Source organism: Streptomyces durmitorensis (assembly GCF_023498005.1).
In the GTDB taxonomy this organism is placed as follows: domain Bacteria; phylum Actinomycetota; class Actinomycetes; order Streptomycetales; family Streptomycetaceae; genus Streptomyces; species Streptomyces durmitorensis.
Genome location: NZ_CP097289.1, coordinates 1,184,287 through 1,197,852, shown reverse-complemented (window position 1 = coordinate 1,197,852; position 13,566 = coordinate 1,184,287). Strand labels below are relative to the sequence as shown.

Annotated in this window: 10 protein-coding genes; 7 read left to right on the top strand and 3 right to left on the bottom strand. The window is 71.2% G+C overall.

Annotated elements, in window-relative coordinates:
- Nucleotides 1–45 precede the first annotated feature (45 nt).
- The 3 genes from M4V62_RS05680 to M4V62_RS05670 are packed head-to-tail and all read left to right on the top strand — an operon-like array spanning nucleotide 46 to nucleotide 4,216.
- On the top strand, nucleotides 46–1,200 hold the full coding sequence (locus M4V62_RS05680; RefSeq protein WP_249586120.1) for a DUF6777 domain-containing protein: 1,155 nt from the start codon (nucleotides 46–48) through the stop codon (nucleotides 1,198–1,200).
- 42 nt (nucleotides 1,201–1,242) lie between these two features.
- Nucleotides 1,243–3,351, top strand: a complete 2,109-nt coding sequence (locus M4V62_RS05675; protein WP_249586119.1) for a SpoIIE family protein phosphatase — start codon at nucleotides 1,243–1,245, stop codon at nucleotides 3,349–3,351.
- A 4-nt stretch (nucleotides 3,352–3,355) separates the two neighbouring features.
- Nucleotides 3,356–4,216, top strand: a complete 861-nt coding sequence (locus M4V62_RS05670) for an Fpg/Nei family DNA glycosylase (protein WP_249586118.1) — start codon at nucleotides 3,356–3,358, stop codon at nucleotides 4,214–4,216.
- An 18-nt stretch (nucleotides 4,217–4,234) separates the two neighbouring features.
- Here the strand turns inward: M4V62_RS05670 and M4V62_RS05665 are convergent, their stop codons facing one another.
- Together M4V62_RS05665 and M4V62_RS05660 are read right to left on the bottom strand one after the other, a co-directional pair.
- Nucleotides 4,235–4,915, bottom strand: coding sequence for a zf-HC2 domain-containing protein (locus M4V62_RS05665; RefSeq protein WP_249586117.1), 681 nt, complete (start codon nucleotides 4,913–4,915; stop codon nucleotides 4,235–4,237).
- A 171-nt stretch (nucleotides 4,916–5,086) separates the two neighbouring features.
- Nucleotides 5,087–5,602 (bottom strand): hypothetical protein, encoded by a 516-nt coding sequence (locus tag M4V62_RS05660; protein WP_249586116.1) that lies wholly within the window; start codon nucleotides 5,600–5,602, stop codon nucleotides 5,087–5,089.
- 289 nt (nucleotides 5,603–5,891) lie between these two features.
- On the opposite strand from M4V62_RS05660, the gene M4V62_RS05655 reads away from it, so the two are divergent.
- Nucleotides 5,892–7,136, top strand: coding sequence for a CapA family protein (locus M4V62_RS05655; protein WP_249586115.1), 1,245 nt, complete (start codon nucleotides 5,892–5,894; stop codon nucleotides 7,134–7,136).
- A gap of 89 nt (nucleotides 7,137–7,225) precedes the next feature.
- On the opposite strand, the gene M4V62_RS05650 is transcribed toward M4V62_RS05655, so the two are convergent.
- Nucleotides 7,226–10,162, bottom strand: a complete 2,937-nt coding sequence (locus M4V62_RS05650) for a glycoside hydrolase domain-containing protein (protein WP_249586114.1) — start codon at nucleotides 10,160–10,162, stop codon at nucleotides 7,226–7,228.
- A gap of 124 nt (nucleotides 10,163–10,286) precedes the next feature.
- Here M4V62_RS05650 and M4V62_RS05645 point away from each other — a divergent pair, with 124 nt between their 5' ends.
- The 3 genes from M4V62_RS05645 (at nucleotide 10,287) to M4V62_RS05635 (ending at nucleotide 13,521) form a co-directional block, all read left to right on the top strand.
- Nucleotides 10,287–11,447, top strand: a complete 1,161-nt coding sequence (locus M4V62_RS05645; protein WP_249586113.1) for an ROK family protein — start codon at nucleotides 10,287–10,289, stop codon at nucleotides 11,445–11,447.
- A 152-nt stretch (nucleotides 11,448–11,599) separates the two neighbouring features.
- Nucleotides 11,600–12,601 carry an ABC transporter permease gene (locus M4V62_RS05640; RefSeq protein WP_425574966.1) on the top strand — a complete coding sequence of 334 codons (1,002 nt, stop codon included), beginning with the start codon at nucleotides 11,600–11,602 and terminating at the stop codon, nucleotides 12,599–12,601.
- A complete protein-coding gene (locus M4V62_RS05635; RefSeq protein WP_249586112.1) occupies nucleotides 12,598–13,521 on the top strand; it encodes a carbohydrate ABC transporter permease in 924 nt (307 codons plus the stop codon). The genes M4V62_RS05640 and M4V62_RS05635 overlap by 4 nt, the downstream gene beginning before the upstream one ends.
- Nucleotides 13,522–13,566: the final 45 nt, after the last annotated feature.

Genomic DNA, 13,566 nt, shown 5'->3' with positions numbered 1-13,566 from the left:
GAGAGCACGGTGCGTGTGCCCACCAGGCCCACCAGGACCCATGCGATGGCCTTCGCGATATCCGCGGCCATCGTTGTCGCAGGATGCTCCGGCGGAGGCGACAAGAACTCCGCCGACGGCGGCTCCGAGCTGTTCATGCAGCCGGTCGCCGCCCAGGGCCCCGATCCGTTCACCGACTCCACCGCGACGTCCACGGCGACCCCCTCGCCCGTCACCCGTTCGCCGCAGCCCTCGCCGACCGGAACCTCGTCGCCCACGGCCCAGGGCGTGCGCTCCCTGTCGGGCGGTACGCCGGGTCTGTACGGCGGCACGCAGTCCGTGGGCAGCTGCGACGTCGACGCCCAGGTCCGCTTCCTCACCGCCGACCAGGGCAAGGCGCGGGCCTTCGCCCAGGCCGAGGGCATCTCCCAGGCCGACATCCCGGGCTTCCTGCGCGGCCTGACGCCGGTCGTGCTGCGGGCCGACACCCGCGTCACCAACCACGGCTACCGCGACGGCGGTGCCACCAGCTTCCAGTCCGTGCTCCAGACGGGCACCGCGGTCCTCGTCGACAACCGGGGACTGCCGCGCGTGCGGTGCGCCTGCGGGAACCCGCTGAAGCCGCCGGTCGCCTTCAAGGGCACCCCGAGCCACCAGGGCAAGCCGTGGTCCGGCTACCGCCCGGCGCAGGTGATCGTCGTGACGCCGGCGCCGAAGATCATCGTGAACATCACCATCGTGAACATCACCAACAACACGTGGATCGAGCGGAAGACGGGCGACCACCACGGCGACAAGGACCGGGTGGTGCCGCCACCGCCCCCGACCCCCACACCGACCCCTACGCCCACGCCGACGAGCCCAAGCCCGAGCGAATCGGACGAGGAGAGCGGCACCCCCAGCGAATCGGGCACCACCTCCACGGACTGCCCGACGCCCGCCCCCGACGCGGGCACGGAACCGCCCACCGGCACCCCCTCCGAGATCCCTCCCGGCTGCCCCACGCCCACCTCCAGCGCGCCGACCTCGCCCCCGGACGAGCCGAGCACGCCGGACGACGACACGGTGCAGCCCCCGTCCCAGGAGGACCCCGGCGACGAAACCGGCCCCGAGAGCATTCCCGACACCCCTGACCAGCCCGAAGACAGCGGTCTCGTCCCGGACGACCCCTCCCTGGGCGACTCCCCTCTGACCAGCGATCCCGGCACTTTCCAGAGCTGAGCGTGCGCGCTCGGGCCCGACAGCGAAGAATCATGAAGTGTCATGAAGCCCACGCCACTGCCGGACGACTGGCCAGCGGATCCACGGTCGATCCTGGCGTTCAACCGCACAGGCTGCTTCGACTGGGACCTCGACAGCGGCCTGATGCACCTGGACGCCGCGGGCCACGAGGTCTTCGACGTACGGGCCGACGAGTACGACGGAAACCCGACGAGCCTCGGCGTACGCGTTCCGCCGGTCGAGGCGCACCGTCTCGACGCCTACGTCTCGCACGCGCTCAAGGACGGCAGCCGGACCTATGGCATCTACTTCCGCATCCGGCTGCGCTCCGGGGGTCTGCGCTGGACCCATACCCAGGGGTTCATCGAGCGTGACGAGACGGGCCGCCCGCGCCGGATCGTGGGCATCGTCCGCGACGCCACGCAGGAGCTGGGCGACAGTACGGCCCGGCACCAGCGTGCCGACGAGGAGGAGGACCGGCGCCGCCGCACGAGCATCGTGCAGGGCACCACGGCGGCCCTCGCGCACGCCCGTACCGTCCGCGACGTCATCGACGTGCTCAAGGACACCCACGGCCTCGCGCACCTGGGCGCGTCGAACCTGGTCATGGCCCTGGTCGAGGCGGGGCGGATCCGGCTGGTCGCGGAGGGGCCCGCGGGGAGCTTCGTGCCGGGCACCAAGTTCACGCGGATCGACGAGCGGTACCCGATGAGCGACGCCGTGCGCACGCTCTCGCCGCGCTTCATCGAGACGGCCGCGGAGTTCGCGGCCTCGTACCCGGAGCTGTGGCCGCACATAGACAAGCTGGGCATCACATCGGCCGCGTATCTGCCGCTGATCGCGCAGGCCAAGCCGATCGGCGTGCTCGGCCTCCTCTACCAGGACAAGACCGGCTTCACCGAGGAGGAGCGCAACGTCCTGGTCGCGCTGAGCAGCGGCATCGCGCAGAGCCTCCAGCGCGCCATGTTCTACGAGCAGGAGAAGGACCTCGCCCAGGGCCTCCAGCAGGCGATGCTGCCGCGCACCATCCCCGGTGTGCCCGGCGCCGACGTCGCGGTCCGCTACCGTTCCGCGGCGCTCGGCCGGGACATCGGCGGCGACTGGTACGACGTGATCCCGCTGCCCGGCGGCCGTGTCGGGGCGGTCATCGGCGACGTACAGGGCCACGACACGCACGCGGCGGCCGTCATGGGCCAGCTGCGCATCGTGCTGCGCGCCTACGCCGCCGAGGGGCACCCGCCCGCCACCGTCATGGCCCGTGCGTCGGGCTTCCTGCACGAGCTGGACACCGAACGCTTCGCCACCTGCCTCTACGCGGAGGCCGACCTGTCGACGGGCGTGGTCCAGCTGGTGCGGGCAGGCCACATCGATCCGCTCGTCCAGCAGACCGACGGGAGCTGCCGCCGGGTGCCGGTCGACGGCGGTCTCCCGCTGGGTCTCTCGGCCGAGTTCGGCGGCCTCGAATACCCGGTCACCACCTTCGAGCTCGACGCGGGCCAGACCCTGATCCTCTTCACCGACGGCCTCATCGAGGAGCCGGGCTCCGACCTGGACGACGGGCTGCGGGCCCTGGGCGAGCTCGCCTGCTCGGGCCCGCGCGACCTCCAGCCCCTGGCCGACCGGCTCTGCGGGATCGTGGACGACCGGGGCGGTGAGGACGACGCGGCGCTGCTGCTCCTGCGCCGCCGGATGATCGACGCGCCCCGGTCCGGCGGCCGTCTCCAGCAGCATGTCGGACCCGGCGATCCGGAGGCTCTGGCCGAGGCCCGGCACATGATCCGTGCCGCGGTGCGTGCCTGGGGCGCCGGGGCGGGTGCCGACGAGATCGAGCTGGTGGCCGACGAGGTGATCACCAACGCCCTGATGCACACCGACGGCGCGGCGATCGTGACCCTGCGGGTCATCAGCGGCACCGAACGGCGCCTGCGCGTCGAGGTCGAGGACTCCTCCAGCGCACTGCCGCGCCGCCGTGAGGCGGGGGAATCGGGGGTGTCGGGGCGCGGGTTGCTCCTGGTGGACATGCTCACGGACGAGTGGGGCGTCGAATCGCGCGGCAGCGGCAAGTGCGTCTGGTGCGAGTTCGTCGTTCCCGCGCGGGAGAACCAGGCGCAGGGCGAGCGGACGGCGCCGCCGGAACAGGGTCAGGAGTGAACGGATGCCGGAACTCCCCGAGGTCGAAGCGCTGCGCGCCTTCCTCACCGAACACCTCGTCGGCCACGAGATCATCCGGGTGCTGCCCGTGGCGGTCAGCGTCCTCAAGACGTACGACCCGCCGCTCACCGCCCTGGAGGGCCGCACCGTCACGGCCGTCGCGCGCCACGGCAAGTTCCTCGACCTCGACGCGGACGGCCTGCACCTGGTCACCCACCTCGCCCGCGCGGGCTGGCTGCACTGGAAGGACCGCCTCCCCGACGGCCCGCCCCGCCCCGGCAAGGGCCCCCTGGCGCTGCGCGTCGCGCTGGAGACGGGTGAGGGCTTCGACCTGACGGAGGCGGGCACGCAAAAACGCCTCGCGGTGTACGTGACCGACGACCCCACGGCGATCCCGGGCATCGCCCGGCTCGGTCCCGACCCGCTGGCCCCGGACTTCGACGAGGAGCGCTTCGCCGGTCTCCTGGCGGGTGAACGACGCCAGATCAAGGGCGCGTTGAGGGACCAGACCCTGATCGCGGGCGTCGGGAACGCGTACAGCGACGAGATCCTGCACGTGGCCCGCATGTCTCCGTTCAAGCTCACGTCGAGCCTTACGAAGGAGGAAGTCCATGGGCTGTATGTGGCGTTGCGGACCACGCTGAACGAGGCGGTGGAGCGCTCGCGCGGCGTCGCGGCGGGCCGCCTCAAGGCGGAGAAGAAGAGCGGCCTGCGCGTCCACGGCCGCACCGGCGAACCGTGCCCTGTGTGCGGCGACACCATCCGCGAGGTCTCCTTCAGCGACTCGTCGCTCCAGTACTGCCCCACGTGCCAGACGGGCGGGAAGCGGCTGGCGGACCGGAGGATGTCGCGGCTCCTGAAGTAGCCGTGCGCGAGGGGCGGTTCAGGGGCGCCGCAGCGTCAGCAGGCGCTGCCCGTCCGTCGTACGCACTTCGTAGCGGGCTATGTCCTCGCGGGCCATGGCCGCGCCGCCCCGGGTCGAGAGAGCGGCCGGTGGCTCTGCCGCGGGCCCGTCGGCGTGCTCGGCGGCGGGCACCTTCCACGTCGTCACCGTCTGCTCGGAGCCGTCGGTGCCGACGGCCACGAGTTCGCAGACGCGGGCGCCGCCGTGCACATCGCGGATGCGGAGCCCGATGTCCGTGCCCCAGTCGCGGCCCCGCGCGGTCAGCGTCGCCGACACGCCGGTGCGGCCGTCGCGGGCCGTGATCTGTTCCGGTCCCGGCCCGCCGGATCTGAGGACCGCCGTCGCGGGGGCCGCGAGGGCCAGCACGACGCTCGCCGCGACCGCGCACAGCCACCGCCTGCGCCCGGCCCTGCGCAGCCGCCCGGACTCGGCGAGCAGCCGGTCGACGAGGCCGGGACCGGGCACGGCCAGCGGTTCGACGTGCGGCGGGGTGACGCGGTCGTAGGCGGCCAACTGCTGTGCTGCCGGGCCGAGTTCCTCGACCAGGGCCCGGCATGCGGGGCAGTCCATGAGGTGGTCGTCGAAGCGGAAGGTGTCCGCCGCGTCGAGGACACCGAGCGCGTAGGCGCCGGCGTCGCGATGCCGCTCCAGGGACCTCATGGCGTTCCTTGCGTGACGAGTCGGGTAGGGGGTGCGTTCTGCCCTCCCGTACGCAGGGGACCGACGAATCACTCAAGACACGCGAAGAGAACACTCGCGCGAGGGCCAGAACCTCTCTGCCGTGGCGTCAGAACCTCTCTGTCGTGGTGCCGGTACGCCTCTGCCGCGGCGTCAGAACAGATGGATCGCCAGATGCCCGAGGGGCAGCCCCAGGCGCCACGCCGGCGTCCACACCTTGGGCCCGTCGTCCTCGCCGCCCGGCGACCCGCCGCCGGGCACCGCGTCCAGATCGGGCGCGAGCAGCTCCGTCTCCTCCAGCCAGCGCCACGCCAGGTCGGCGAGCTCCAGATCGGGCGCGGGCTCACCGGAGGTGAGCGCGTCCGCCGTGAGCACGGCCATCCGCTCACCGACCCAGTCGAGCCACGGCTGGTCGTAGGCCGTCAGGGACAGCCAGGTCTCCAACTGGGAGACCACGCGGATGCCCGACAGTTCTCCCTGCGTGTCCGAGAGGAAAATAGTCAGGGCCAGAGCATCACGCCCCGCGCGGTATTCGAAAGATGTCGGCGGCATCAAATCGCCGGTACGCAGTAATTCGTCCGCGATGTACTCGGCGTACAACCACGCCATCGGCACGGCCAGTTCGCCGTCACTCGGGCCCTCCGTGTTTCCTCGGCTCTCGTGCAGCATCCCGTCTCGCCTTCCTCCGATCCGTGCGCGTCGCCGGCCTCTGGCCCCCAATCCGGAACACGGATGAGGACAGCCGATTACCCGAAGGGGGCTCTGAGCAAGGCGCTTTACGGAGCTTTGACCCGGGCCCCGGTTTCGTCGCAGGTCGGAGGCTGTGTGTTCTTCGTGTCACATGGCCGGATGATTTAAGTCCGTTTCGGGGACTATGACGGCATTGCTGCTTGACTCGGCCATGTGTCCGAATGTGGATTCGTTTCGCCGAATATCCCCCATTCACGGAGCCTGGTCGATGACGCAGCGCACACCGCAGGGAACAGCCGTTCTGGCAGCGGTAATGATCGGAGCCACTCTCGCCGCGACCGCCGCCTGCACGGCAAATGAAGGGCCCGCGCAGGAGCGGAATCCGAAGCAGCAGAGCGAAAAGCAACCGGGCGGCGCCCGGGACGGAAATCGGGACGCTCCGCCTCCCGCACCGTCGGCGGCCGGCGGCGGCCCGGACGCACCGCGCGCCTTCACGCTCGTCGCCTCCGGGGACGTGCTCCCGCACTCCTCGATCATCAGCAGGGCCAACGCCGACGCGGGCGGCGAAGGCTACGACTTCGTGCCGATGCTCAGGGGCGTCAAACCCGTCGTGTCCAAGGCCGATCTGGCGATCTGTCACATGGAGACGGTCTACGGCGAGAACGGCGACTACACCGGCTACCCCAGCTTCAAGTCCCCGCCCCAGATCGCCCACGCCCTGAAGGCCACCGGCTACGACGCCTGCTCCACGGCCTCCAACCACACGCTCGACGACGGCGCCGCGGGGGTGCGCAGGACGCTCGGCGCGCTCGACAAGGCGGGCGTCAAGCACGCGGGCTCGGGCCGCACGGCCGCCGAGGGCAGGTCCCCCGCCTGGATGCGGGCGGGCGGCGCGAAGGTGGCCCAGCTCGCGTACACGTACGGCACGAACGGATATCCGCTGCCCAAGGGCAAGCCCTGGACGGTCAACCTCATGGAGCGCGACCGGATCGTCGCGGACGCGCGCGCCGCGCGGAAGGCGGGCGCGGACGTGGTCGTCGTCTCGGTCCACTGGGGCACGGAGTGGCAGGACGCCCCCGACCGCCGCCAGCTGAGCCTCGGCAAGCAGCTCACTGCGTCCAGCACCCGGGGCCGCCCCGACATCGACCTGATCCTGGGCACCCACGCGCACGTCCCCCAGGCCTACGAGAAGGTCAACAAGACCTGGGTCATCTACGGCATGGGCGACCAGATCGCCGGCGACATGATCAACCACGAGGGCGCGAACGACCCGCGCGGCAACCAGGGAACCCTCGGCCGCTTCACGTTCGCCCCGCCCGCGGCCCCCGGCGGACGCTGGGAGGTCAAGAAGGCCGAGTTCATCCCCCAGTGGTTCAACACGGGCACGGGACGCGTGACCGACCTGAACGCGGCGCTGGCCCGCGGCGCGGACGTCGCCGACATCCGCGACCGGATCCGCCGGATCGTCCTGAGCCGTGGCGCGGCGAAGGACGGTCTGGTGATGGGCAAGTAGCAGCCGATGACTTCGCCGTCCCAGGTGCGGGCCGCACCTTCGGCCCGCACCTTCGGCCCGCACCTTCGGCCCGCACCTGTGACGCGTCCTCACCCCAGCCGCACCAGCCAGCCCCGCCCCGGCTCCACCCGCAGCGCCTCACCCGCGGCGAACCTCCGCTCCGGCTGGAACCCCTCGATCGCGGGAGCGTAGGCGGCGACGGGACCCGAAGCCGTGTCGAGCACGACGTCCACCGGCTCCCCGGCCCAGGAGGCGAGCGCCGTCACGGTCCCTCCCGGCCCCTCCCAGGTGGTGGCGAGCACGTCGTCCCGCCCGGTCCGCACCGGATGCGCACCCGCACCGGTGGCCCACCACCCCGTCATCTCCGCCTCCGGAAGCCGGAGTTGGTCGAAGGCCCGCCACAAGGGCCGTACGTCCGTCATGGGCGCCCGCGCCGTCATCCCGAAGACGAGCCCGCGCCAGGGATTCCCGCCGCCCTCCAGCATCTCGCCCATCAGGCCGAAGGGAATGCCCGAGATCTCGACGAGCCAGTACGCCGGATCACCCCCGGCGTCACCGGCGGGGCCATCGGAGCCTTCGTAGTCGAAGAGCTCTCCCAGCCAGAGCCGGTCGACGTACGGCAGCAGCTCCGCGTACAGATTGGCGCTGGAGGCGAACCCGTCCGGCTCGCGGAACTGGTTGCAGGAGTGCAGGTCGACCAGCGGCGGCCTCTCGCCGGACGCGGCAAGGACCTTCCGAACCCGCTTCATGGTCGTCCGGTCGTACGCCACGTCGTCGAGGTAGAGCCCGTCGACCCCGACGACCCGCCGCAGCCGCTCGATCCCGCTCACATAGGAGTTGTGCCACCGCGAGTCGCCGGACGTGACGACGGCGACATCCCCGACATCGGGCGCCACCCACCCGGGTACGTAGTCCCCGCCCAGATGTTCCCGCAGCCAGGCGTGCCCGCCGCCGGGCCCCGGCGCGAAGATCTCGTCGCCCAGCGACGCGAGCACCGGCAACTCCGGTGTATGGCGCGTCAGTTCGCGCACCGTGTCGTACACCTTGACCTGGATCCCGAGCCGGTGCGCCTCCTCGGTGTAGGAGTGCAGGGCGTCCGCGCCCAGGAGCGGGTCGTTGATGTACGGATTGGGCGGCGTCGCATGGTGCAGATTGGCGACGTTCGCGCCGTACTCGGCGATCTCCGTGGGGGACGCGTACGCGTGGAAGTAGCGCTCGGAGAGCTGGCGTGCCGGTTCGAGCGGCTTGAAGGGGGTCAGGAGCAGCCGGAACTCGAAGCACCGGCTCTCGCCCGCGCGCAGCGCCAGCGGCCCGCTGAAGGCACAGAGGCCGCGCACCCCCTCGCTCGTGCGCAGCCGCACCCCGCCCGCCCCGTCGCCCGCCCAGGAGCGCGGGGTGCGCAGGGGCTTCTCGCGGTAGTAGTTGGTGTTGAGCGGCCGTGCGTAGTGCTCGTCGCGCAGGCTGAGCTGGAGCCCGGCGGCCGGGTCCCCGAGCCAGAACGCGTCCTGGTTGCGGGTGGGCGTGTCCCAGCTCCAGTCGTACGCCGCCGGGCACGCCCGGCCGGTCAGGCCGAGCCCCATCGCGTACCGCGCGATCTCCTCGCGCACCGGCACGTCCAGTGTCACGTCGAGCTCTGTGTCGGCGGTGGCCTCGACCGTGGCCCGCACCACGAGGAAGCCGTCGGCCTCCAACTCGCCCTCGGTGCGCAGGACTACGTCCCGTCCGGCGGCCCGCGCCGACCAGCCGACCCGCGCCGGGCCGAGCCGGTCGAGGCTGAGCGGTCCATGCTCCAGGGGGCGGCCGATGTCCAGCGTGACGGGCGCGGCGAGCAGGTCGCGCGGCGGTCCGTCGGCGCGCGTGACGCTCGGCGTGAAGGTGGAGACGATCCGCCGGGGGAGTCCCTGCGGGCCGAGCTCGACCGTGCGGCCGAGCAGCGACAGGCGCTGTCCGCCGTCCTCGGCGACCGCCTCGATCGGCGTGAACGGCGCCACCGGCTCGTCGTCCTGCGCGAGCGCCGAGTCCAGCCATCCGAGCCGCGCGAGCCGCCAGGGCTCACCGGCACCGCCGTCGGCGACGACGTCCCGGCCGACGGTGAGGCGCAGCGGCAGGACTCTCTCCGGGACACCGGGAGCACCGACGGCGATCTCCCCTTCGTAGAGGCCGGGTTGAGCGTCTTCGGGAACCTCGACGCCGAACCACAGAGCGCCCGCGCGCCCCGCGCCGACCGTCACGCGTCGCTCGAAGGCCCTGCCGCGCGCGTCGATGCCGCCCGTGCTGACGCACCGTACGGAGAACGGAAGCCCGCGGATCTCGGCGCGCACCTCGGTCAGCTCCTGGAGCGCGTACACGCCGACCTGCACCGCGTGGAACTCCCCGCGGTCCGCCGTGACGTCGAGCGGTGCGAAGGGTGTGGCCAGGGCCCAGCGTGCTGGAAGCCGTGTGTAGCGGCCGAGCGGATGGGCGCGGTCCTCGCCGAAGAGGAGGAACTGCTCGCCCTCGTGGGTCTGTTGGAGTCGTGCGCGCTCTTCCTCGGTGGCCGCGAAGCCGAGCGGCGCGAAGGAGTCGACCGCGCTCGCCGCCTCGTACGCGACGGCCTCGGCGCGCGGCAGTTTCTCCCATCCGGTCGCGTCGTGCAGGCCGCAGCGGTGCACCCAGCCGGGGTCGGCCGTCCGCGTCGGGGGCCGGTAGGCGGCCTGCGGATAGTAGGGCTTGCCCGTGTGCGCGTACGGGAGGTAGTGCACGGCGTAGGTGCCGGTGCCGTCCGTCGGCTCGAAGGCGATGCGTCCGGCCTCGTCGGTCACCTCCACGGCCACGGTGTTGCGCACGCGTTCCCCGGAAGGCCCGATGACGATCACGTCCACCGCCCCGGGGTCCGGATCCTGGCGGCGCCACGGCAGTTCGGCCGCGACGGCCGGGGCCGTCCTTTCGGTGGTGGCGGCGCGTACGAGAATCCGGTGGTTACCGTAGACGTCGCTGTCCCAGGAGCCGATCCCGCATGCCAGCTCCGGATGACCAGTCTCACCCATCTGTGCTCCCCCAAGGGCGCTATTTATTAGGTAAGTTTCTCAATCGCTCCGGGTCACCCTGGAGATCAACCGATCACGCTGTCAAGGGGGCGCCTTGAATCGGGGAGACCGGGAGGGGGAGTCCATGAAGAAGGAACCCGTGAATTCCGTGAGTGCCATGAGCGGGGACCCGTCGCTGCTGCGCCGCCTGAACGCGGCCGCCGCCCTGCGGGTGCTGCGCGAGCGGGACGAGATCACCGTGCCCGAACTGGCCACGCTCATCGGCGTGTCGCGGCCCACCGCCCAGGACCTCACGGCCCAGCTCCTGCGCGAGGGCCGCCTGGTGGAGCTGACGCCGGGCAGCGGCAGTGTGGGCAGGCCGGCCCGCAGGTTCCGCTTCCGGGCCGAGGCCGCGCACGTCCTGGGCGTCGACATCGGCGCGCACAAGATCCTGGTGCACGCCGCCGACCTGCTCGGCCGCACCGTGGCCACCCAGCGGGTCGCCGTCACGCCCGAACTCCCCGCGGCCCTGCGCCTGGACGCCGTCCGCGAGGCGATCGCGGGCTGCCTGGCCCAGCCCGCGGCGGCACACGTGCGCCCGCTGGCGACCGGCGTCGGCACCAGCGGCATGGTGGACGCGGCGGGCCGCGTGGTGGAGAGCGACTCGCTGCCCCAGTGGACGGGCCTCGACCTCACCCGTGAACTCGCCGGCCCGGCCCACGGCCCCGTCGTCGTGGGCAACGACATCCAGCTCGCGACCCTCGCCGAGTGCACCGGGGGAGTGTCGGTGGGCACCGGCGACTGCGTGTACCTGTACGTCGGAAACCGGCTCGGCATCGGCCTGTGGCTCCGTGGCGAGCTGCACCGCGGACACCGTGGCGCGGCGGGCGAGATGGTCGCGGGGGACGGCTGGGAGCGGTGCTACCAGCGGCTCCTGGACTGGTTCGCGGGGCACGAGGGCGCCGACAGGCCCACCCGGGAGAACGCCGCACGCGCGGTGGTGACCGCGGCGGCCGCGGGCGACGGCGGGGCCAGGTACACCCTGCGTGCCTTCGCCGAGGCGCTCGCCGACAGCCTGGCCCGCCACGTCGCCGTGCTCGACCCGCAGTCCGTGGTGCTCGGCGGCGGCATCTCCCGGGCGGGCGCCCTGCTCAGCGAACCTTTCGCGGCGCGGCTCGGGGCGCTCTGCCCCTACCGGCCGACGGTGCAAACCTCCGTACTCGGCGAGGAATCCACCGCAATCGGGGCAGCCCGCCTCGCACTGGAACACATCGATCACGCCGCGCAGAAAAGTCCAACTCTCTAGGACCGGAAGGTGGTTGACGGGCGGGAGTCACGCTTCGATGATGTGGCTCTCTTTCGGCAAGTTGGCTTCTTAATTGGCCGACTCTCGACGGTCGTCCCGGCTGTCGGCTGCCATTTTTCTGTTCCGTCGTGCCGCCAGGCCAGGGAGTACGTGTGACATCCCCAGCAACGCAACGCAGGCCACGAGCCGCGTCGCCGCCACCACCCGTGTCGGACCCGAAGGCCCCGAACCCGCCGCGCCACCGCCGCGTCCCGCTCCGCGTCCGACTGCGGAACAACTGGGTGATGCTCGCCCTGATGGCCCCGGGCCTGCTCTTCTTCCTGTTCTTCTTCTACGTGCCGATGCTCGGCAACGTCATCGCCTTCCAGGACTACCAGCCCTTCATCGGCTTCAAGGACAGCCCCCTGGTGGGCCTCGCCAACTTCCAGGAGCTCTTCGCCGACCCGGCGTTCTGGGAGGCGGTACGCAACACCCTGGCGTTCGCCGCGCTCCAGCTGATCTTCTTCTTCCCGGCGCCGCTGGCCCTCGCCCTGCTCATCAACAGCCTGGTCAGCCCGCGCATCAAGAAGTTCGTGCAGAGCGTCGTCTATCTGCCGCACTTCATATCCTGGGTCCTGGTCGTCGCGCTCTTCCAGCAAGTACTCGGCGGCGCGGGCCTCTTCAGCAACTACCTGCGCGACCACGGCATGTCCGCCCTGGACGTGATGACCGACCCCGACACCTTCTCCCTCCTCATCACCGGCCAGGTGATCTGGAAGGACATCGGCTGGGGCATGATCATTTACCTGGCGGCGCTCGCGAGCGTAGACCAGAGCCTGTACGAGTCGGCCGCCGTCGACGGCGCCGGACGCTGGCGCCGCATGTGGCACGTCACCCTGCCCGCCGTACGCGGCGTCACGATCATGCTGCTCGTGCTGCGCCTCGGTGACGTCCTGTCCGTCGGCTTCGAGCAGTTCCTGCTCCAGCGCGATGCGGTCGGCGCCCGCGCGTCGGAAGTCCTCGACACGTACATCTACTACCACGGCGTCGTCTACGGCGACTGGGGCGTCGGCGCCGCGGCGGGCCTGGTCAAGGGCGTCGTCGGAGCCTTGATGATCTACGGCGCCAACAAGGTCGCCCACGCCTTCGGAGAGCACGGGGTGTACAGCAAATGAGCAGCTTCGGATTCCCCCTGCGATCGCCGCGGACGCGCGAGGAGCGGCCCGCCTGGGAAGAGCCGCCGACGAAGATCGGCTCGGCGGCCAAGGCCGTCGTCATCACGGTCACCTGCGCCGTGATGATCCTGCCCTTCCTCACGGTCCTCTCCACCAGCCTGGCCTCCCGCGAGGAGATCACCGAAGCGGGCGGCTTCGTCCTCTTCCCCACGGACCCGACCCTGGAGGCGTACCGCACGATCCTCTCCGGAGGCATCGTCTCCCGCGCCGTCGTCGTCAGCGTCCTGATCACCCTCGTCGGCACGGCCCTCTCCCTCCTGACGACGATCGCGCTCGCCTACGGCCTCAGCAAGCGCGGCGTCCCCGGCAGCAAGCCGATCCTCCTGATGGTGCTCTTCACGCTGCTCTTCGTGCCGGGCATGGTGCCGATGTACGTGGTGGTCAAGGAGCTCGGACTCCTCGATTCCTACTGGTCGTTGATCCTCCCGGTCATGATCAACGCCTTCAACCTGGTCGTCCTGCGGGCGTTCTTCATGAACATCCCCGAGGAGCTCTACCAGGCGGCGCGGATCGACGGCGCGGGCGACTGGCGGATCCTGACCCGCATCGTCCTTCCGCTCTCCAAGGGAGTTGTCGCCGTCGTCGGCCTCTTCTACGCGGTGACGTACTGGAACGCCTTCTTCAACGCGATGCTCTACCTCAACGACTCGGGCAAGTGGCCCATCCAGCTGGTCCTGCGGACGTACGTGGTCCAGGGCAAGTCCATCTCGGGCGACCAGCTCGGCGTCAGCCACATGCCGCCCCAGCAGTCGATCTCCATGGCCGTCGTCATGATCGCCCTCGTCCCGATCCTGCTGCTCTTCCCGTTCCTGCAGAAGTACTTCACCAAGGGCGTGCTCACCGGCGCCATCAAGGGCTGAACCTCCCTCCCCCCGAAACGTCCTGCCCCGACACCCTTTGCGGAG